At 66.5% G+C, this 20,263-nt stretch carries 18 protein-coding genes; 6 read left to right on the top strand and 12 right to left on the bottom strand.

Annotated features, from left to right (window positions below; genetic code table 11):
• Positions 1 to 65: 65 nt before the first annotated feature.
• Positions 66 to 407 carry a histidine triad nucleotide-binding protein gene (locus BMY12_RS04505; protein WP_093283201.1) on the top strand — a complete coding sequence of 114 codons (342 nt, stop codon included), beginning with the start codon at positions 66 to 68 and terminating at the stop codon, positions 405 to 407.
• A 304-nt stretch (positions 408 to 711) separates the two neighbouring features.
• Here BMY12_RS04505 and BMY12_RS04500 read toward each other — a convergent pair whose 3' ends face one another.
• Genes BMY12_RS04500 through BMY12_RS04475 form a run of 6 tightly spaced genes read right to left on the bottom strand, consistent with a single transcriptional unit; the run spans position 712 to position 6,754 of the window.
• A complete protein-coding gene (locus BMY12_RS04500; RefSeq protein WP_143068841.1) occupies positions 712 to 1,875 on the bottom strand; it encodes a PepSY-associated TM helix domain-containing protein in 1,164 nt (387 codons plus the stop codon).
• A 23-nt stretch (positions 1,876 to 1,898) separates the two neighbouring features.
• Positions 1,899 to 2,324, bottom strand: a complete 426-nt coding sequence (locus BMY12_RS04495) for an ExbD/TolR family protein (RefSeq protein WP_093282641.1) — start codon at positions 2,322 to 2,324, stop codon at positions 1,899 to 1,901.
• 2 nt (positions 2,325 to 2,326) lie between these two features.
• Positions 2,327 to 3,070 carry a MotA/TolQ/ExbB proton channel family protein gene (locus BMY12_RS04490; RefSeq protein WP_093282639.1) on the bottom strand — a complete coding sequence of 248 codons (744 nt, stop codon included), beginning with the start codon at positions 3,068 to 3,070 and terminating at the stop codon, positions 2,327 to 2,329.
• Positions 3,071 to 3,072: 2 nt separating this feature from the next.
• On the bottom strand, positions 3,073 to 3,723 hold the full coding sequence (locus BMY12_RS04485) for an energy transducer TonB (protein ID WP_093282636.1): 651 nt from the start codon (positions 3,721 to 3,723) through the stop codon (positions 3,073 to 3,075).
• Positions 3,720 to 4,400, bottom strand: coding sequence for a Fe2+-dependent dioxygenase (locus BMY12_RS04480; RefSeq protein WP_093282633.1), 681 nt, complete (start codon positions 4,398 to 4,400; stop codon positions 3,720 to 3,722). The genes BMY12_RS04485 and BMY12_RS04480 overlap by 4 nt, the downstream gene beginning before the upstream one ends.
• Before the next feature lie 17 nt (positions 4,401 to 4,417).
• Positions 4,418 to 6,754, bottom strand: a complete 2,337-nt coding sequence (locus BMY12_RS04475; protein WP_177188838.1) for a TonB-dependent receptor — start codon at positions 6,752 to 6,754, stop codon at positions 4,418 to 4,420.
• A 298-nt stretch (positions 6,755 to 7,052) separates the two neighbouring features.
• On the opposite strand from BMY12_RS04475, the gene hemP reads away from it, so the two are divergent.
• Positions 7,053 to 7,259, top strand: a complete 207-nt coding sequence (gene hemP / locus BMY12_RS04470; RefSeq protein WP_093282627.1) for a hemin uptake protein HemP — start codon at positions 7,053 to 7,055, stop codon at positions 7,257 to 7,259.
• 160 nt (positions 7,260 to 7,419) lie between these two features.
• Entirely contained in the window at positions 7,420 to 9,579 is a 2,160-nt protein-coding gene (locus BMY12_RS04465; protein WP_093282625.1) for a TonB-dependent siderophore receptor, read from the top strand.
• 7 nt (positions 9,580 to 9,586) lie between these two features.
• Here the strand turns inward: BMY12_RS04465 and BMY12_RS04460 are convergent, their stop codons facing one another.
• From BMY12_RS04460 to gltX, 3 genes are all read right to left on the bottom strand, one after another.
• A complete protein-coding gene (locus BMY12_RS04460; RefSeq protein ID WP_093282622.1) occupies positions 9,587 to 10,423 on the bottom strand; it encodes a M23 family metallopeptidase in 837 nt (278 codons plus the stop codon).
• Entirely contained in the window at positions 10,423 to 12,330 is a 1,908-nt protein-coding gene (thrS, locus tag BMY12_RS04455) for a threonine--tRNA ligase (RefSeq protein WP_093282619.1), read from the bottom strand. The genes BMY12_RS04460 and thrS overlap by 1 nt, the downstream gene beginning before the upstream one ends.
• 103 nt (positions 12,331 to 12,433) lie before the next feature.
• Entirely contained in the window at positions 12,434 to 13,855 is a 1,422-nt protein-coding gene (gene gltX, locus BMY12_RS04450; protein WP_093282617.1) for a glutamate--tRNA ligase, read from the bottom strand.
• Between the two features lie 133 nt (positions 13,856 to 13,988).
• On the opposite strand from gltX, the gene BMY12_RS04445 reads away from it, so the two are divergent.
• The 3 genes from BMY12_RS04445 (at position 13,989) to hisI (ending at position 15,974) form a co-directional block, all read left to right on the top strand.
• Positions 13,989 to 14,819, top strand: a complete 831-nt coding sequence (locus BMY12_RS04445; RefSeq protein WP_093282614.1) for a 6-carboxytetrahydropterin synthase — start codon at positions 13,989 to 13,991, stop codon at positions 14,817 to 14,819.
• Positions 14,820 to 14,864: 45 nt separating this feature from the next.
• Complete coding sequence (locus BMY12_RS04440; RefSeq protein WP_143068840.1) at positions 14,865 to 15,377, top strand: hypothetical protein; 513 nt, start codon at positions 14,865 to 14,867, stop codon at positions 15,375 to 15,377.
• A gap of 120 nt (positions 15,378 to 15,497) precedes the next feature.
• Complete coding sequence (hisI, locus tag BMY12_RS04435; RefSeq protein ID WP_093283199.1) at positions 15,498 to 15,974, top strand: phosphoribosyl-AMP cyclohydrolase; 477 nt, start codon at positions 15,498 to 15,500, stop codon at positions 15,972 to 15,974.
• Between the two features lie 36 nt (positions 15,975 to 16,010).
• Here hisI and BMY12_RS04430 read toward each other — a convergent pair whose 3' ends face one another.
• From BMY12_RS04430 to BMY12_RS04420, 3 genes are read right to left on the bottom strand one after another with little or no spacing between them, the layout of a single operon-like run.
• Entirely contained in the window at positions 16,011 to 18,278 is a 2,268-nt protein-coding gene (locus BMY12_RS04430; protein ID WP_177188837.1) for a DNA internalization-related competence protein ComEC/Rec2, read from the bottom strand.
• A 20-nt stretch (positions 18,279 to 18,298) separates the two neighbouring features.
• Positions 18,299 to 18,997, bottom strand: a complete 699-nt coding sequence (gene lolD / locus BMY12_RS04425; RefSeq protein ID WP_093282607.1) for a lipoprotein-releasing ABC transporter ATP-binding protein LolD — start codon at positions 18,995 to 18,997, stop codon at positions 18,299 to 18,301.
• Positions 18,990 to 20,237 carry a lipoprotein-releasing ABC transporter permease subunit gene (locus tag BMY12_RS04420; RefSeq protein WP_093282604.1) on the bottom strand — a complete coding sequence of 416 codons (1,248 nt, stop codon included), beginning with the start codon at positions 20,235 to 20,237 and terminating at the stop codon, positions 18,990 to 18,992. Before BMY12_RS04420 ends, lolD begins: the two co-directional genes overlap by 8 nt.
• Positions 20,238 to 20,263: the final 26 nt, after the last annotated feature.

Raw genomic sequence — 20,263 nt, 5'->3', positions numbered from 1 at the left:
GGGTCGCTTGTGCGGGCGGCGGTATGCTATCAAGATGCGCTCTTTCGCATCACGGCATGAGTGCCATGGCCAAGACCCTGTTCGAGAAAATCTGCGACCGCGAGATACCGGCCGACATCGTCTACGAAGACGCGCTGTGCGTGGCCTTCAAGGACATCCATCCGCAGGCGCCGCTGCACGTGCAGCTGGTGCCGCGCAAGCCCATCCCGCGCCTCTGCGACGCCACGGTCGAGGATCAGGCCCTGTTCGGGCATCTGCTGCTCACCGCGCCGAAGATCGCCGAAGCCGCCGGCTACGGCGAAGCCTTCCGCTTGGTGGTCAACAACGGCGCCGGCGCTGGCCAGAGCGTGTTCCATCTGCATCTGCACATCCTCGCCGGCCGCCCCCTGAAATGGCCACCGGGGTGAAAAAAAGAAAAGATGACTCAATGTCATCTTTTCTTTTTTTCAGGCTGGTCATGGAGGGCCAGACCGGGGGTCGTTCCAGCGGTACAGTCCCGACATGGACGGCGCCCCTTAAGGCATAAATCAGTTCAGTGATGACTCAATGTCATCATTTTTTGCGAACGCCCGGCCATGGATGGCCGGGCCGGGGGTCAATCAGGAGAAGAGGCCCCGCCATGGATGGCCACAGCAAAGCCCAAGAACACGCTGTGATGGCTCGATGTCATCTTTCAGGCTGGCCACCGACAGCATCCGCACGCTTGAATCCTCACCCCAGCTGCGCCTCCCCGGCCGCCACACGCTGCTGCGCGCGCCGCTGCCGGCCACGCCGCTCCAGATACAAGACCCAGCCGCTGATGAAGAACAGCGGCATCAGCAGGCTCGCTGCGAACATCAGCAGCCGCCCCGGCCAGCCGAAGAAGCTGCCGGCGTGCAGCGGGAAGATGCTGGCGATCAGCTGGCCACCGAGACGCTTCCCGGCATAAGCCTGCCGCTCCAGCACGCGACCGTCTGCGGCGATCCGGATGCGGCTCTGCGCGCGCTCATGCGCGGCATCGGCGTCCAGATAGTTGAACTGCAGTGCCTCGCCCGGACGTTGCGGCAGGTTCAGCGAGACCTGCCGATAGTCCGGCACCTGCTGCACGAAGCTCGTCCAGGCCGGCTGCAGATCCGGCAGGCCCGGCACGGCCTCGCGGCCACGTTCGCCGGCACGTCCGCCCTCGCCACCGAAAGCAGAGCGCGGCTGGCGCGGCTCGCCCGCCAGCGCCTGCAGGGCATCGCGATACCAGTCGTAGGACCAGAACAGCCCGGTACCCGCCGAGAGCAGATAAAACGGCAGCACCAGGGTGCCGGCCACGGCGTGCAGATTCCACCAGAAGGCGCGGCCACGCCAGGGCACATCGACACGCAGCCAGCTGCGCCAGGAGCGCGCCCGGCGCGGCCAGCGCAGGTAAAGACCCGTGCTCACCATCAGCAGCAGAATCAGCACGCAGGCGCCGGTGATGGCCTTGCCGATCTCGCCGGCGGCCAGACGCCGATGCAGATCCTCGACGAAATGCAGGAAGGCATGACCCCGCAGCTGCGCCTCGCTGCCAGTGATGCGGCCGTCATAAGGATTCAGATACAGCTGCTCGCCACGCCGCTGCCGCGGCTCGCGACCGGCATAAGCGGCGCGCGCGGCACGCTGCCCATCGGCGAATATGGTCAGCGCCTGCAGCCGCGTCTGCGGACGCAGGGACTGCGCCCGTGCCGCCAGTTCCGACACCGGCAGCGGCTGGCCTTGCGGGCGCACCTTCAGCACCTGCGGATTGAGCGCTTCGATGATCTCATCCTCGAAGGCCAGGGTCGCGCCGCTCAAGCCCATGATCGCCAGCACCAGACCGGCGCTGATCCCCAGCAACCAGTGCGTTTGAAACCACAGCTTTCTCAACATGCGTTCTTGCTCTTCACTGCGGCTCAAGGTGCTGCGGCCGGCGGATCGGTGACGAATCCCAGCTTGGCGACGCCGCGCTGCGCGGCGTCGCTCATCACCTCGGCGATGATTTCATAACGGGTATTGCGGTCGGCGTGCAGATGCAGCTCCGGTGGCTGCGGCTGCGCGCCGGCGGCCTGCAGGCGCTGCTGCAGCTGGGCGCGATCCAGCTTCTCGCCATTCCAGTACAGCTGGCCGTCGGCATCGATGGACAGCTGCACCTTGTCCACCTTGCCGATATTGGCATTGCTGCTGGCGCGCGGCAGATCGATCTTCACGGCATTGGTCAGCAGCGGCGCGGTGATGATGAAGATCACCAGCAGCACCAGCATGATGTCCACCAGGGGAATGACATTGATCTCGGCCATCGGCGCGCTGCCGCGCTGGCCATGAAAGCTGCCGAAGGCCATGCTCAGCTCCTCTGCGCCGCGCTCTTGAGCGGCGCCACCTGGGCACCGGGCTGCTGCATATCGATCTTGACGCCGGTGGCCAGGAAGGCGAACAGATCGTGCGCAAAGGCGTCCAGCTGCGAGAGCGTGACGCGATTGGCGCGCACCAGGAAGTTGTAGCCCAGCACGGCGGGGATGGCCACGGCCAGACCGATGGCAGTCATGATCAGCGCCTCGCCCACCGGACCGGCCACCTTGTCGAGCGTGCCGGCGCCGGAAACACCGATGGCGACCAGCGCGTGAAAGATGCCCCAGACCGTGCCCAGCAGTCCCACGAAGGGCGCGGTGGAGCCCACCGAGGCCAGCACCGTGAGCCCGGATTCCATCTTCGCGGTTTCCTCGTCGATGGTCTTGCGCAGGGTGCGGGTGACGAAGTCCGAAGCCGAGCCGGCCTCGTTGAGTCGGTTCACGCCATGGCGCTCGTGATGCCGGCTGGCGGCGATGCCGTGATAAGCCAGATGCGAGAACGGCTCCTGCGGATGCGCATCGTCCAGATGAATCGCCACCTCGCGCAGCGAGGGCGCGTTCCAGAAGAACTCCAGGAACTTCGCGCTGCGCCGCCGGCAGCGCCAGTCGGCCCAGGCCTTGGTGAGGATCAGATACCAGCTGCTGATCGAGGCCAGCAGCATCAGCAGCAGGATGGTCTTGCTCACGCCGTCGGCATGGCTCAGGAAGTGCTGCAGGCTCAAACCTTGTATCGCGTCCATGGCTACTCGTGTTTCTTCAGTTCAAATGAAAGGGGAATGCGCACCCAGGCCGACACTGCCTGTTCGCCCTGCCGGGCCGGCACGAAGCGCCAGCGCTGCCGCACCACGTCCACGGCCGCCGCATCCAGCCGCGCAAAACCGCTGCTCTGCTCCACCTGCACCTGCCCGGCGCGTCCTTCGGCCGAAACCAGCACCAGCAACAGCACCGTGCCCTGCTCGCGCAGGCGGATCGACAGCGAGGGATAGGACGGCGCCGGATTGTTGAGATAGGCGGCGACGAAGCTGGGCGGAATCACCGCCGGGGCTGCGGGCGGCTCCGGCACCGTCGGCGCGGGCGGCGGTGGGCTCTCCTCCATCGGTGGCGCCACCATGTCCGCCGGTGCCGCTTGCGGCGCGGCGATCAGCTGCGGCCGTGGCAGCGGCTTGCGCTGCGCCGGCGGTGGCGGCGGCGGAACCTCCGGCGGCGCCGCGCTGATCAGACTCACCATCAGCGTCGGTGCGGGCTGGGGGCCGGGCGCTTCGCGCATCCGCAGCAGCAGCAAGAGCGCCAGCGCATGCAGGACGACGATCAGCAGCAGGGCCGGCAGCTGGCGGCCGCGCCCCGGCGCGCCACGCAGATAACCAGGCAAGGCCGCGCTGGCGACCGCGCTCATACCTGGCTCCAGCGACGCAGCAGGTTGTGATACACGCCGGTGAGCTGCACCAGCGCGGCGTGTTCGGGCAGCGCGCCGCGCAGCTGCTGGATGCTGCGATCCAGATCGAACAACAGGGTGCGCGCGGCATCATCGCGCACCAGGCTCTGGATCCACATGAACGAGGCCAGGCGCGCGCCGCGCGTCACCGGCCGCACCTGATGCAGGCTGCTGGCCGGATACAGAATCAGATGCCCGGCCGGCAGCTTGACGCGCTGCACGCCGTAGGTGTCTTCCACCAAGAGCTCGCCGCCCTCGTATTCCTCCGGCTCGTTGAGAAACAGCGTGGCGGACAGATCGGTGCGCAGGCGCAGGCCGCTGGGCGGATGCTCGCGGATCGCGTTGTCGATATGGGTGCCGAAGCTGCCGCCGTTTTCGTAGCGGTTGAACAGCGGCGGATACACGCGATCCGGCAGCGCGGCACTGACGAACAGTGGCTGACGCAGCAGGGCCTGCACAATCAGCGCGCCCAACTCGCGCGCCAGCGGATCATCCTCGCGCAGCTGCAGATTGTGCTTGGCCTGCGCCGACTGATGGCCCGCCGTCACGCGGCCATCCACCCAGCCGGCGGCCAGCAGGGTTTCGCGCATCCTGCGCAGCGCCTGGGTATCCAGAACCTGGGGAATCTGCACCATCATGGTGGCGTTTGCTCCGGCTAGAAGTTGTAGTCCGCAGTCAGCACGAAGTTGCGGGCATCGCCCGGCGTCGCCCAGCCGTTGTTGCGTGCACGGATGAAGTAATCCTTGTCGAACAGATTGTTCGCATTCAGGCGCAGATTGAGTTTCTGTGTGGCGCCGTAGGAAACCATCGCGCGATGGATGAGATAGCTGGGCATCCTGATCAGCGGAAACGTGCTGCGCACACCGCTGACGTCCGGCTGCGTGCTGTCATAGCTGGTGCCGGTGTGCTGGGTGAGGAAGAAGTCGCCCTGGTACGAGAATCCATAACCGAGCTGCACGCGATGCGGCAGGCTGTAGCTGGTCCACAGACTCGCCGAATGCCTGGGCGTGTTGGTCAGCGCATCGCCCTTGGTGTAGTCGTAGCCCTTGGCCGCGAGGAACCGGGAGACGCCGCGATCCACCTTGCTGTTCAGATAGGTGTAATTGGCGAACACCGCCCAGCGCTCGCTGAGTTCGCCGGCAATGCCGAGGATCGCGCCATCGACATGCGCCTGACCATCGAGCTGTTGCGTGGTGACCAGCGGATCGCCGGAAGCGACCTTGTAATTGCTGCGTTCATTGCGGAACACCGCTGCGGTCAGCGACAGACGCTGCGCCAGCACGTCCCATTTGCCGCCGGCTTCGATGAGGCGCGCCTGCTCGGGATCGACATCGGCGGTGGCATCGCTGAGCGAGCCGTTGACGGCCGTCTTCGAGGGCGTCTGCGCATTGCCGTAAACCAGATAGACGCTGGCATTGCTGCGCGGCTTGTAGACGATGCCGGCGCGATACGAGAGCAACAGCTCGTCGCTGTAATAGGTCTTGCTTGGCGAGCTGGCGAGCACGCTGCCATCAGGGTTGTAGGAGACCGTGCCGTAACTGCCCTTGTTGCGCTCGTAACGCACGCCGGCATTGAAGTCCACTTGCGAACCCAGCTTCACGGTGTCGAACAGATAGATCGCGGCATTGTCCAGACCGCCGTCCTGGGTGGCGGAGCGGATGAAGTTCACCGGCCCGGTCCAGGTGGAATCCGGATCGGCAATCAGCATGTCCGGCAGCGTGGGATTGGGCGTGGCCCCGCCGGCATTGCGCAGCACATTGCCGGTGTCCAGATGAAAGGTTTCATGCGTGATCGCAAACCCGGACAGCAGGGTGTGCGCCAGCGGCCCGGAGCTGAAGGTCCATGTCAGATCGGTCTGATTCATGATCAGCACGTTCTCGGTGTCGCGCGTGTTGCCGCGCGGCCCCGAAGGCCGGTAATAACCCGGGGCCGGATCGGAAGACGTGCAGGCGCTGTAGCCGCTGGGCGCGCTGGCCGAGATCGCCACCGGCTTCAGGCCGTTTTCCAGACAGTAAATGCCCTGCGGGGGATCGACGATGGCATGTTGCGTGGTGTAGCCCAGGCGCGAGAGATTGCGCAGCGACACCAGATCATTGAACTCGTGTTCGACGATGGCGGTGGCCAGATCAGAATCGATCTTCTGGCGGTCGATGTTGTGATAACCGAAGTAGCGGCTGTCATCGACACCCGGCAAGGCCTTGCCGTTGTGGAAAGGCACGCCGTACTGCGGAATGTTGTCGTCGTGCTGATGGAAATAGCTCAGGGTCAGGCGTGTGGGCGTGCCCATGCCCAGCGTCAGCGAAGGCGCCAGGCCCCAGCGCTGGAAGTCCTCGTAGTCGCGACCGGGCGCGTCATTGCGATGCACCATCAGGTTCACGCGGCCGGCCAGCCCCTCCGCCAGCCGCTGATTGGCATCCATGCTCATGCGCGCATAGCGGTCGGTGCCCAGACCAGCGCTGATCAGCGTGAAGTTCTCGGCCAGGGGTCGCTTGGACACTTCGTTGATCGAACCGCCCACCGAACCGGCACCGGCATACACCGAGTTGGCGCCGTTGATCACTTCGATCTGCTGCACATTGAAGGAATCCGAGCGGCTGTACTGGGCGCTGTCGCGCACGCCGTCGATGGTGATGTCGGTGTTGGCGGAGAAGCCGCGCAGATTGATGCTGTCACCGTAACCGCCGCCGCCTTCGCCGGCGCCGAAGGTGATGCCCGGCACGGTGATGAGCACCTCGCGCAAACTGAGCAGGCCCTGCTCCTGCATCAGCTGCGCGGGCACCACGGTCACCGTCTGCGGCGTGTCCAGCAGCGGCGCGGTGTACTTGGGGGAATCCACCTTGCGGGTCTGATACGGACTCGCGGTATCGGCCTGAACCTTGACCTCCTTCATCTGCGTGACGGCGCCGGCTTCCGGCGCCTCCTGGGCTTGGGCGGAGGCGGGCAGCAGATGAAAAGCGACGGCGGCGGCAGCCACCGGGCTGAGACGGAACATGAATCGACACTCCCTGGGCAGAACCATCAAAAAACACCGGCGCCTGGGGCGCACGGTGGACTGCCTGGGGATGCATCGAGGCCGAAGTCCGATGATCCGTGGGTGCGGCGCAGTTTAATTGATAACAATTCTCATTACAAGAAACTTCCCGGGATGCGCGCTTCGGGCGGAGCGGTATCGCGGACCGGCACAGGGTGCTTGCGAAAATCAGTATTGGTAATTATTCTCATTTGCAGGCAGTGGCCTCGAGCTGCGAACCCAAACGCCCGCCAACCCCGAATCGCAGGAGCACCCGCCCATGTCGCACAGCCTGAGTCTCGATCTGCCGCTACGCGGCATCGTCCCCTCCCCCGGCCGCGAGGCCAAAACCGCCGCACCGCAGCCACGCTGCCTGCGTTCCGAGGACTTGTTCGCCGGTCACGACAATCTGGTGCTCATCGAACACCGGGGCGCGGTGTATCGCCTGCACAAGACGCGTCTGGGCAAGCTGATTCTCAACAAGTAGCCCTTCGCCCCCGCAACAGGCCGGACCCTGCGCCAGACGGCGCCGCGTCCGGCCTGTTCATGTTGCGGCCCGCAGCCTGCGGGCCTTCATCAGCCCGCCAGCCGCTGTTCCAGCCAGCCAAGACCACGCCATCCCCCGTGATGGCTTCGAGGAGTCTGGAATGTCGTCTGTCGTCCGTTTCACCACCCGCCACGCAGCGCTGCTGCCGCTGCTGCTCAGCCCGCTGGCCGGCGCGCAGGAAAGCCCGGCCGCCCCGGTCACGCTGGACAGAATCACTGTCAGCGGCGAGGAAGCGCCGGCCTATGCCGTGCGTGAAACCGGCGCGGCCACGCGTCTGGACCTTGCGCCACGCGAGACCCCGCAGTCGCTGAGCATCGTCACGCGCCAGCAGCTGGACGATCAGAACCTGCAGTCGCTGCGCGATGTACTGGACCAGACCAGCGGCATCTACTCCTACGCCTACGACAGCGAGCGCGTGGTGTTCAGCTCGCGCGGTTTCATCATCGACAATCTGATGTACGACGGTCTGCCGGCGGCCTCCAACTTCGCCACCGAATCACTGGACGACAATCTCGACACCGCGCTCTATGAGCGCATCGAGATCGTGCGCGGCGCCAACGGCCTGATGATGGGCGCCGGCAATCCTTCCGCCGCAGTGAACCTGGTGCGCAAGCGCGCCGACCAGCGCAGCTTCACCGGCGATCTGAATCTCTCCTACGGCAGCTGGGACAACGCGCGCGCCAGCGCCGACTTCGCCACCCGGCTCAACGCCAGCGGCAGCATCCGCGCCCGCGCCATCGGCGTGTATCAGCACCGCGAGAGTTATCAGGATCTGTACCAGAAGGAAAAAGGCGTGCTGTACGGCGTGATCGATGCAGACCTTTCGCCGCACACGCTGCTGACACTGGGCTATGACCTGCAGAACACCATGCCGCAGGCCAACACCTGGGGCTCCTTCCCGCTGTTCTTCAGCGATGGCAGCCTGAGCAACTGGCCACGCTCGGTGACCACCGCCACCCGCTGGAGCTTCTGGGACAAGCGCAAGCAGAGCTTCTTCGGCGAGCTGCGTCATGACTTCGACAACGGCTGGCAGGCGCGCGCCGCGCTCAATCGCCGCAGCTTCAAGGAAGACCTCGCGCTGTTCTATGTCTACGGCTTTCCCGATCCGCAGACCGGCGAAGGTCTGGTGCCGTTCGCGTATCGCGAGAAGGTCAAGACCACGCAGAACGCTGCCGATGCCTATGCCAGGGGTCCGTTCCAGTGGTTCGGCCGCCGGCACGAACTGGTGCTGGGCGCCAGCGCCTCGAAGCTCTACATCAAGGGCAATGAATACCAGCACGGCGCGCTGGCCGAGGTCGGCAACTTCTTCGATTGGGATGGCCGTTATCCGCAGCCGGAATTCTCCAGCACGCCGACGCCCGACAGCGATATCGAGGTGCGCCAGACCGGACTGTATGCCGCCGCGCGTCTGTCGCTCGCCGATCCCTTGAAGCTGATTCTCGGCGCGCGCCGCAGCGGCTTCAAGAACGACTACTACTATCTCTACAGCGGCGCGCCCTTCGCGCAGCAGCGCAACAAGCTCGTTCCCTACGCCGGTGCGCTCTACGAGCTGAACGCCAGCTATTCAGCCTTTGTCAGCTACACGGCGATCTTCAATCCGCAAAACAAGCGCGAGTACGACGGCACTTATCTGCAGCCGCTGCAAGGCAAGAGCTATGAGACCGGCATCAAGGGCGAGCACTTCGGCGGCCGCTTCAACACCGCGCTGACACTGTTTGAAACGCGCCTGGATCATGTCGCGGAGAATGCGCTGGATGCCAGCGGCAATCAGCTCTACGTACTCGACGACGGCCGCACCCCGGCCGCCAGTTCCGTGGACGGCACGCGCACCCGCGGCTTCGAGGCGCAGGCCAATGGCACCCTGCGTGAGAACTGGAATCTGAGCCTGGGTTTTTCACGCTACATCCTGCAGGGCCCGGATCACGGCGAGATCCGCACTTACATCCCGCGCACCCTGATCCGCGGCTTCAGCAGCTGGACGCCGGCCCTCGCGCAGCGGCAACTCACGGTCGGTGCGGGCGCCAACTGGCAGTCCTCCAGCCATGTCACGGTGGGTGCGCCCTCGGGCGCGGTGGACATGCAGCAGAGTCCCGTCACCCTGCTCAGCCTGATGGCGCGCTGGCAGTTCACGCCGCAGCTGAGTGTGCAGCTCAATGGCGACAACCTGCTGGACCAGACCTACTACGTGCTGGACGAGTACGGCAATCTCTACTACGGCACGCCGCTGAATGCGACGGCGACGCTGCGCTACCGCTTTTGAGCCCGCCCTACGGTGCCGCTGGCGCTTGCGCCGGGACCAGACGCTGCGGGTCCAGGCGGGTGTTGAACCAGTACACGCCCCAGTGCAGATGCGGGCCGGTGGCGCGACCGGTCATGCCGGACAGCGCCACCAGCTCGCCTTGCTTCACGCGCTGCCCCGGCTGTGCGATCAGCCTGGAGAGATGCACCATGATCGAGTTCAGACCATGGCCGTGGTCGATCACCAGGGTGCCGCCGGTGAAGTAGAGATCGGTCTCGGCCAGAGCAATCACGCCATCGGCCGGCGCACGCACCTCGGTGCCGATGGGCACTGCCACATCCAGGCCGTAATGCGGCTGCTTGGGTGTGCCGTTCAAGATCCGCTGGCTGCCGAACACACCGGAGATGCGCCCCGTGGCCGGCCACGCGAAACTTTGCGCAAAGCCGTCGATTTCGCTGTCGCGCGCGCGCGCGGCGCCGAGCTTCTGCTGCTCGGCCTTGATGCGCGCCTGAACCTCCGGCGGCGGCGAGACGAACTTCGGCGGCAGACCTTCGATGCGCTGAATGTCGTACTCGCGCCTTTCGACGTCGAAGCGATAGTCCTGCGCCGCCTGGCCCGGCAGCTGCACCCGCAGCAGGGCCTGCGCCGGCGCATCGCGATCCAGACCGAACACGAAGGCGCCGGAAGGCGAGACGCGCAGCTTGCGCGACTCGAACCAGACCTGCGTGCCGGCCGGCGCCTGGCCCAGCAGCAGCGCGCTCTGCTGCCAGTCACCGCGCAGCTGCACAGGCTCCGGCAAGCTCGGCTGCGCCGCAGCCGCAGCGGTGAACAGCAAGCCCAGCAGCGCCGCGCGCAGGCCGCGCATCAGCGCATGGCCTTGAGCCGTGCCAGCGCCTGATCCAGCGGCAGCGTCTCCTGCGCATCGATGCCGCGCAGACGCAGGGTCACGGTGCGCTCCTCGGCTTCCTTGCGGCCGACCACCAGAATCACCGGAATCTTCTGCAGCGCGTGCTCGCGGATCTTGTAGTTGATCTTCTCGTTGCGCAGATCGGCCTGCGCGCGCAGACCTTCGCCCTTCAACAGCTCGCAGACCTCGCTGGCATAGCCGTCGGCATCCGAGACGATGGGCGCCACCACCGCTTGCACCGGCGAGAGCCAGAACGGCAGTGCGCCGGCGTGATGCTCGATGAGAATGCCGATGAAGCGCTCCATGGAGCCCACGATCGCACGATGCAGCATGATCGGCCGCACGCGCTGCGAGCTTTCGTCGATGTAGGAAGCGTCGAGACGCTCCGGCATCATCGGATCGAACTGGATGGTGCCCACCTGCCAGCTGCGGCCGATGGAATCCTTCAGGTGGTACTCGATCTTCGGGCCGTAGAAAGCGCCCTCGCCCGGCAGCTCTTCCCAGGCCACGCCGGCGGCTCGCAGCGCGGCGCGCAGCGCGTTCTCGGCGCGATCCCAGGCCTCGTCCGTGCCCAGACGCTTGTCCGGACGCAGGGCCAGCTTGACCGCCAGATCGGTGAAGCCGAAATCGGCGTAGACCTGCATGGCCTGCTGATGAAAGGCCGTGACCTCGCCTTCCACCTGCTCGGGCATGCAGAAGATGTGGCCATCGTCCTGGGTGAAGGCACGCACGCGCATGATGCCGTGCAGGGCGCCGGAGGGTTCGTTGCGATGGCAGCCGCCGAACTCCGCATAGCGGATCGGCAGATCGCGATAGGAATGCAGCCCGGCGTTGTAGATCTGCACATGGCCCGGGCAGTTCATGGGCTTCACCGCGTAGGTGCGCTTCTCGCTCTCGGTGAAGAACATGTTCTCCTGGTAGTTGTCCCAGTGCCCGGAACGCTTCCACAGGCTCACGTCCATGATCTGCGGGCCGCGCACTTCCTGATAACCGCTGGCCTTGTACACGCCGCGCACGTACTGCTCGACGGCCTGCCAGATCGCCCAGCCCTTGGGATGCCAGAACACCATGCCCGGCGCTTCTTCCTGCTGATGGAAGAGATCCAGCTGCTTGCCGAGCTTGCGGTGATCGCGCTTCTCGGCCTCTTCCATCTGCTTCAGATAGGCCTTGAGTTCGTCGTCAGTGGCGAAGCACACGCCGTAGATGCGCTGCAGCTGCGCATTGTTGGCATCGCCGCGCCAGTACACGCCGCCGACGCGGATCAGCTTGAAGGCCGAGCCCAGCTTGCCGGTGGAGGGCAGATGCGGCCCTAAGCACATGTCCAGCCAGTTGTCGCCCTGGCGGTAGATGCTCAGCTCTTCGTCCGCCGCGATGCCCTCGCGGATCCACTCGGCCTTGAAGCTCTCGCCTGCGGCTTCGAAGTGCTTCAGCGCGGCATCACGGTCCCAGACCTCGCGCTTGATCGGCAGATCGCGCTTGACGATCTCGCGCATCTTGTTTTCGATGGCTTCCAGATCGGCCTCGGTGAACGGCGTGTCGCGCGCGAAGTCGTAGTAGAAGCCGACCTCGGTGGCCGGACCGAAGGTGATCTGCGTGCCGGGAAAGAGTTCCTGCACCGCCTGCGCCAGCACATGCGCGGCGTCGTGCCGGATCACTTCCAGGGCCTCGGGCTTGTCGCGGGTGATGATGCTGATGCGCGCGTCGCGCACGATGGGACGGTTCAGGTCCCAGAGCGCGTCATCGACCTTGATGACCGCCGCTTTCTTGGCCAGGCCCGGCGAGATGCCCTGGGCGATGGCCAGGCCCGTGACCGGCGCGTCGAAGGATTTGACGTTGCCATCCGGGAAGGTGATTTGAATGCTCATGATGAAGCCCTGTATTTCGTGCGGCGGCCTGGCGAAGCGTAAGCCGCCGCAGCGGAGGATCGATCTGGCGAGTGAGGCCTGCGGCTAACCCGCCCTACTGTTTCTACTGCTTCTGTTGCACGTAGGACACTGCGGCCTTGAGCCGCGCAAGCGTTCGTTCACGCCCCAGCAGATACAGCGTCTGATCGATGGGCGGCGATACCGCCATGCCGCAGCAGGCGACACGGATCGGCTGCGCCACCTTGCCCAGGCCCAGGCCGCGGCCTTCGGCAAAACCGTTGACCGCAAGATGCAGGGCCTCGGCGCTCCACTGCGGCAGCGCTTCCAGGGCGCTGGCCAGCTCGGCGAGCAGCGCAGCGGATTCGGCATTCAGATGCTTGGCAGCGTCCTTCTCGTTGTAGCCGTCCAGCTCGGCGAAGAAGAACTTGCTCTTCTCGGCCATCTCCACCAGGGTGCGGCAGCGCTCGCGCTGCTGCACGATCACCGCCGGCAGGTCCGGACCCTGCGCGGGATCCACGCCGATGCGGCGCAGATGCCAGTCGAACTCGGTGGCGACCAGCGCCGGATCGGCGCTCTTCAGATACTGGTGATTGACCCAGTAGGCCTTTTCCATGTCGAAGCGCGCCGGCGAGGCCGAGACGTGGTCGAAGTTGAACTTCGCACACATCTCCTCGCGCGTGAACAGCTCCTGATCACCGTGGCTCCAGCCCAGGCGCACCAGATAATTGAGCATGGCCTCGGGCATGAAGCCCATGGCGCGATACTCCATCACGCCCAGCGCACCGTGGCGCTTGGAGAGCTTGGCGCCGTCGGCACCGAGAATCATCGAGACATGCGCGTAAGCCGGCGGCGTGGCGCCGAGGGCCTTGAGGATGTTGATCTGGCGCGGCGTGTTGTTGACGTGATCATCGCCACGGATGACATGGGTGATGCCCATGTCCATATCGTCCACCACCACGCAGAAATTGTAGGTGGGCGTGCCATCGCCACGCGCGATGATCAGATCGTCCAGCTCGGCGTTGTCGAACACGATCTCGCCCTTGATCAGATCCTGGAGCACGACCTGGCCGTCGAGCGGACTCCTGAAGCGGACGACGGGCTGCACGTCAGCCGGCGGCGTCGGCAGGGTCTTGCCGGCTTCCGGGCGCCAGCGGCCGTCGTAGCGCGGCTTCTGCTTGTTGGCCATCTGCTCGGCGCGCAGGGCGTCGAGTTCTTCCTTGCTGCAGTAGCAGTAATACGCGGTGCCGGCCGCCAGCATCTGCTGGATCACTTGCCGGTAGCGGTCGAAGCGCTGGGTCTGGTAGATCGGCTGGGCGTTGTCGCCGTTCAGGCCCAGCCAGGCCATGCCTTCGAAAATCGCATCCACTGCTTCCTGCGTGCTGCGCTCGCGGTCGGTGTCCTCGATGCGCAGCAGGAACTTGCCGCCGTGACCCTTGGCGTAGAGATAGGAGAACAGCGCCGTGCGGGCGCCGCCGATGTGCAGAAAGCCGGTCGGGCTGGGGGCGAAACGGGTGACGACGCTCATGGAGTTCGGGATGACGGCAGGTCGCGGAAAAGACGGCGATTTTAAACCATAGTCCGCGCCACGCCGCGCCGCCGCGATGCACGGCGGCAGGCGGATGGCTAAGCTAGCCCCCCTTTTTTGCCTGCGGCGCGGTATGGCCAGCCTGTTTGTCGACAATTTGAGCGTCATCGACTGTGCCTATCTGGACGCGCAGCGCGGCCTGGTGGGCGAGAGCTTTCTGGTGGACGTGGTGCTGGACGGGCCGCTGGATGCGCAGTCCATGGTGCTGGATTTCAGCCAGACCAAGCGCCGCCTGAAGGCCGGCATCGATGCCAGCCTCGACCATCGCCTGCTGGTGCCGCGCCAGCTGCCGGGCCTGCGCATTCAGGAGGACGGCGCGCAGCTGCACCTGCAGCTGGACGCCGCGCCCGGCCGCTACGAGCATCGCTCACCCGCCAGCGCGGTCTGCCTGCTGGACGCCGCGCGCATCGATACCGAAACCGTCGCCGCCGCACTGCAGCGCCAGCTGCAGCCGCTGCTGCCGCCCGCGATCCGCCTGCACCTGAACCTGCGTCACGAGGCCATCGAGGGCGCCTACTACCACTACGCGCACGGCCTGAAGAAACACGCCGGGCTGTGCCGCCACATCGCCCACGGCCACCGCTCGCGCGTCGAGCTGCGCGTGGACGGGGTGCGCGACCGCGCGCTGGAAGCGCAGCTGGCGGCGCGCTGGCGGGACATTTACCTGGGCACGCAGGCGGATCTGCTGGATCGAGGCGACGGCCAGCTGCACTTCGCCTACCAGGCCTGCGACGGTGCCTACGAGCTGCGGCTGCCCGAATCACGGGTGCAGCTGCTGGACTGCGACAGCACCGTGGAAGAGATCGCCGCCTGGCTGCACCGCGAGCTGGCGCCGCTGCGCGCCGGTCATCGGCTGCAAGTGCGCGCTTACGAAGGTTGGGGCAAGGGCGCCATCGCCGGCTGAAAAATGTTCAGGCGCAATTCAGAGCCTGCGCCTAGAGTGGCCATCATGAACAAGCACCTGCGCTACACCCGCCTGCCGCTGCTGACCGCGACCCTTGCAGCGACGCTGTCCCTGGGCGCCTGCGTCGCCTATCCCGTGGCCCCGGTACGTCCGGGCGTGGATCAGGGCATCGTCTCCGGCGGCTTCGGCGCACCGGCACCGACCTACAGCTATGCGCCGGCGCCGAGCTACACCTACACGCCGCCTGCCACGGTCTACTACGACCAGTACTACAGCGCGCCCTATTACGCGCCGTCCTACGGTCCGGCCTATGGCTACTACGGCCCCAGCGTCAGCGGCAGCTTCTACTACTACAACGGCGGACACGACCGTGGCCGCTACTACCCGCCTCCCGGCGGCTACGACGGCGGCTACCACGGTGGTCACGGCGGCGGTCATGGCGGTTATCCGGGTGGCAGCGGCGGTGGCGGTCATTCCGGGGGTGGCGGCGGCAACCGTGAATCGCCCCTGGCGCCGGCCTTCCGTGGCCTGTTCAACAAGCCCGGCCGCAATCAGTAAGCCGCGCCGGCTCTGAAAAAGCCCGGTCCGGGCGCCTTCCTCGCGGCGCCCGGGCCGGGCTTTGTGGTATAAACAGCGCCCTTTTTTGCGCCCCCACCGGGCGTGCCGCGGATGTTCCACATGGCTGCCGACGTTCAGTTCTTCAAGCGCGTTTCCATCGAGCAGGTCGAGGAGGGCAAGGAGCTTGCCCCGAAGTTCGACGAGCATGGCCTGCTGCCCTGCGTCACCACCGCCGCGCACACCGGCGAGGTGCTGATGCTGGGCTATATGAATGCCGAGGCCCTGAAGCTCACCATCACCACCGGCGAGGCGCATTACTGGTCGCGCTCGCGTCAGGTGATCTGGCACAAGGGCGCCACCTCGGGCCTGACCCAGAAAGTGGTGGAGCTGCGCATCGACGACGACCAGGATGCGATCTGGCTGCGCGTGGACGTGATCGGCGACGCCAGTTGCCATGTCGGCTATCGCTCCTGCTTCTACCGCTCGGTGCCCACCGGCGAAGGTCCGGCGGTGCGCGAGCTGCACTTCGAAGAGCGCGAGAAGACCTTCGATCCGAAGGCGGTTTACGGCGACGCGCCGAATCCCACGCAGCTCTGAGCCGCCCCCAAAAGCCCGCAGCCGCTGCGGGCTTTTTTATGGCGCGCAATCCGCGCCCGGCTCGCGCCAGTAAGCCTGCGCCTGCGGCCGTGCGTTCCAAAAGTGTCGCGCGCTGGCGCGCCAGGGCTGCTGGCGCAGCACGCCCGCCTCATCCTGAAAGATTTCCAGGGCCCCGGACTCGCCGCTCAGCCACATGCTGGCCTTGCTGCCGCAGGCGCCATAACGCTGCACCACCTCCGGCCGCGGGTGCGCGAAACGGTTGTGCCAGCCGGCGGGAAACACCACCACCTGCGGCGCCACCGCCGCCACGAACTCGGGCGTGGAAGAGCTGCGGCTGCCGTGATGCGGGGCCAGCAAGACCTCGCTGCGCAGCGCGTCCTGATGCCTCAGCAGCAGCTGGCGCTCGGCGTTCTTTTCGATATCACCCGGCAGCAGCGCGCCGAACGGTCCCTGGATCTTCAGCACGCAGGAATTGTCGTTGCGTTTCTTGTTTTCACCGCCCGGATGCAGGACTTCGAAGTGCACGCCGTCCCAGTCCCAGCGCTGGCCGTCGCGGCAGGGCAGCGCGCCCGGCGTGCCCAGTTCGTGGCGCACGCGCAGCAGGCGCCGCACCGCGGGCACGCCGCCAGCATGATCCAGATCGCCATGCGAGAGCAGCAGCAGGTCCAGCTCGCGCAGCCCCAGCCCCAGCACATAGGGTGCAACCACCGAAGCGCCGGCATCGAAGCCTTCTTCATAGGCCGGTCCGGCATCGAACAGCAACGCATGCCGCGCGGTGCGCACCAGCACCGACAGGCCCTGCCCCACGTCCAGCACCGTCAGCTCCAGCGCGCCGCGCAGCGGCTGCGGGGTCTGCAGCAACAGCGGCGCGAAGCAGATCAGGCCCAGGGGCTGCAAGGGCAGCCGCGCCGGCGCAAACAGCAGCAGCGCCCCCAGCGCCGCCAGCAGCAGCGCGGCGAATGCCGGCGCCGCCGGCCACCACAGCGCGCCGCCCTGCTGCGCGCACCAGCCGAGGCCGGCAAACACCTGCTCCAGCAGCCAGGCCAGCGCCGGCAAGGTGAAGCCGGCCGCGGCCGCGGAGAGCATGGCCGGCATCATGCCGAGCAGCACCAGCGGCGTAAGCAGCGCAAACACCGGCACCGCGAGCAGATTGACCGGCAGCGCGCTCAGGGAAAAGCCGTGAAAGTAGAACAGCCCCAGCGGGGCCAGTGCCAGGGTGAGGAACAGCTGGATGCGCAGCGCCGCGCGCCAGTTCACCTCGCGCCGCCAGCGCGCACTGCTCAGGTAAAAGATCGCCGCCACCGCCGCGAAGGACAACCACAAGCCCGGCAGCAGCACCACGCAGGGATCGGGCAGCAGCACCGCGATCCAGGCCAGCGCCAGCAGCCGGCTGGGGGTGAGCGGACGATCCAGACCGCTGGCGGCCAGGGCCAGGGCCAGCATGAACAGCGCCCGCGCCACCGGCGCCTCGAAACCGGCCAGCACCGCGTACAGCGCCGCCAGCAGCAGGGCGCCGACACCGGCCACGCGCTGCGCCGGCTGCCACTGCGCGGCTCTCGGCCACAGCGGCCAGAGCCAGCGCAGCAGCCACCAGGCCATGCCCGCCACCAGCGCCAGATTGAAGCCCGAGATCGCCATCAGATGCGTGGTGCCGGTGAGGCGCAGCACATCCCAGTCCGCATCACGCAGCCCGCCGGTGGCACCGACGCTCAGCGCCGCCAGCAGGTTCGCACCCTGGCGCGTGCCCAGCACCGCCGCGATGCGATTCAGAAAAGCCTGTCGCGCCTTGAGCGCGAAATGGCCGGAGGCCGCGCCGCAGGGCTGCGCCTCCCGCACCGTGGCGGTGGCGCCCAGATGCTGGCGATACAACCAGCCCTCGTAGTCGAAGCCCTGCGGATTGAGCGAGCCATGCGGCGCGCGCACACGCAGCTTCAGCTGCCAGCAGCTGCCGCCCTGCAGGGCTTCGGGACCGCCGTACCAGGACACCCGCATCGCCGGCAGCGCCTGTCCGTCCTCGGGCTCGAAACGGAAACGCCAGATGCGCTGCTCCTGCTCCTTTTCATCGCGCAGGCGCGCCAGTTCCGGCAGCGAGGCGATGGCGCCGCGCAGCGTGATCTCTTCATTGAAACGCGATTCCGGCCAGCGCAGTTCGAGCTGCTGCCGCGCATGCCAGACGCTCAGCACAAAGCCCAGCACCGCGGCGGCCCAATACGCGCGGCCGCGCCAGCGCGGCAGCACGCTGAGCAAGAGCACCAGCAGCAGACCCAGCGCCGGAACGGCGCTGAGCGCATGCAGTGCCAGCACGCCGGCGGTGAACGCCAGCGCTAGGAGGCGGACGTCTCCCGCAACACCCCGTTCTCCAGAGTCCATAAGCGATCCATGCGGCTGGCCAGCTGCATATCATGGGTGACGACCACCAGGCTGGTACCCAGCTCGCGATTGAGTTCGAGCATCTGCTCGAACACGCGCTCGGCGGTCTTCTTGTCGAGATTGCCGGTGGGCTCGTCGGCCAGCACGCAGGCCGGCCGCGTCACCAGCGCGCGTGCCACGGCTGCACGCTGGCGTTCGCCGCCGGACAGCTCGCCCGGCTTGTGCTGCAGGCGCTCGCCCAGCCCCACGCGGCGCAGCAGCTCGGTGGCCTGGTCCTGCGCCTGCGCGCGCGACAGGCGCCGGATGCGCAGCGGCATGGCGACGTTTTCCAGCGCCGTGAATTCCGGCAGCAGATGATGAAACTGATAGACGAAGCCCAGGGCGCGGTTGCGCAGCTGCGAGCGCGCAGCATCGCTCAAGTCCGACATGCTCTCGCCCAGCACCCGCACCTGTCCGCCCGTGGGCGCATCCAGGCCGCCCAGGCAATGCAGCAGCGTGGACTTGCCGGTGCCGCTGGCGCCGACGATGGCGATGCGCTCGCCGCGTCCCACCGCCAGATCCACCGACTTGAGCACGTCCAGCCGCAGCCGGCCGTCGTCGAAGGTCTTGTTGAGGCCGAGGGCCTCCAGCACCGGCGCCTGCGGGCTATTCATAGCGCAGCGCCTCCGCCGGATTGATGCGCGAGGCGCGCCAGGCCGGGTAGATCGTGGAGATCAGGCCCAGGGACAGCGACAGCGCGCCGATGCGGATCACATCGGACAGCTTCAGCTCCGATGGCAGATCGCTGATGTAGTAGACATCCGGCGCCAGGAACTGCTGATGGGTCAGCCGCTCCAGCAGCGGCACCAGGGTCTCCACGTTCAGCGCCAGCGCGATGCCACCGGCCAGCCCCAGGGCCGTGCCCACGAAGCCGATGATGCAGCCCTGCACCATGAAGATCGCCATGATCGAACGCGGCGTGGCGCCCAGGGTGCGCAGGATGGCGATGTCCGGCTGCTTGTCCTGCACCACCATCACCAGCGTGGAGACGATATTGAAGGCGGCCACGCCGACGATCAGCGAGAGGATGATGAACATCACCATCTTCTCGGTCTTCACCGCACGGAAAAAATTACTGTGGCTGCGCGTCCAGTCGGAGACGTAGTACAAGCCCGGCAGCTCGGTGGTCAGCTCGCGCGCCACGCGCGGCGCCTGAAACAGATCGTGCAGCTTCAGGCGCACGCCGGTGACGCTGTTGTCCATGCGCAGCAGGGCCTGGGCATCGGCCAGATCGATCAGCACCAGGCCGCGATCGAACTCGTACATGCCGACGCGGAACACGCCGCTGACCGTGAAACGCCGGAATCGCGGCAGCAGGCCGGCCGGCGTCACCGAGGCCTGCGGCACCATCAGATCGATCTTGTCGCCGGCCGTGACATTCAGCGATTCCGCCAGCTCCGCGCCCAGCACGATGTTGTAGCTGCCGGGCGTCAGCGAATCCAGCTGGCCGACCTTCATGTGCTGGGCGATTTCGGAGACCGTGGCCTCCTGCTTGGGGTCGATGCCGCGCAGCAGGGTGCCGGAGAGATCCGAGCCCACCTTCACCATGCCCTCGCCTTCGATGTACGGCGCCACCGCCGCCACGTCCGGATGCTGGCGGGCCAGCTCGGCGAGCTTGGCCCAGTCGCTCAGGCCGCCCTGATAGGCCGAGATCGTGGCATGCGAGGCCATGCCGAGGATGCGCGTGCGCAGCTCGCTCTCGAAACCGTTCATCACCGACAGCACCGTGATCAGCGCGGTGACGCCCACGGCGATGCCGGCCATGGAGGCGGCGGAGATGAAGGAGATGAAATGGTTACGGCGCTTGGCGCGGGTGTAGCGCAAGCCGACCAGGAGTTCGTACCAAGCGTGCATCCCGCTATTAGACCACAGCTGCCGCA

Source organism: Solimonas aquatica (assembly GCF_900111015.1).
In the GTDB taxonomy this organism is placed as follows: domain Bacteria; phylum Pseudomonadota; class Gammaproteobacteria; order Nevskiales; family Nevskiaceae; genus Solimonas; species Solimonas aquatica.
Note: the sequence above shows the minus strand (reverse complement) of the source record. Positions and strands in the feature narration are given on the sequence as shown.